The organism is Pseudomonas sp. 2822-17 (assembly GCF_002742485.1).
GTDB classification, from domain to species: Bacteria; Pseudomonadota; Gammaproteobacteria; order Pseudomonadales; family Pseudomonadaceae; genus Aquipseudomonas; species Aquipseudomonas cyclaminis.
The window spans coordinates 1-385 of record NZ_LJRZ01000462.1; the positions used below are offsets into that span (position 1 = coordinate 1).

The 385-nt window shown below is 37.9% G+C and carries 1 protein-coding gene; it reads left to right on the plus strand.

The genetic code is table 11. From position 1 onward, the window contains the following. A partial coding sequence (locus AOA60_RS18235; RefSeq protein ID WP_256592851.1) for an SNF2-related protein occupies window positions 1-385 on the plus strand: 385 nt, incomplete at both ends.

Sequence of the window (385 nt, forward strand, 5' to 3'; positions counted from 1 at the left end):
AGATGAAGCTCAGTATGTTAAAAATGATTGGACAAAAACGTCTAAAGCTGTGAAGGGGATTAAAGCGGGGCACACCTTTGCATTGAGTGGGACACCGATAGAAAACTCTTTGAATGAGCTATATGCAATTATCGATCTAGTTCTTCCTGGTCTGTTTAAAAATAAGTCTGCGTTTAAAACGATGGATCAGGATAAAATTGCAAAGAGAGTTCGTCCTTTTGTATTGAGACGATTAAAAAAGGATGTTTTAACAGAGCTTCCTGACAAAATGGAATCGGTACAATACACCGAATTGACCGATGAACAGAAAAAGACGTACATGGCACAATTACGTTTGATACAAAACGATGCGAAAGAAGCGATTAATGAGAATGCTTTCCAGGAA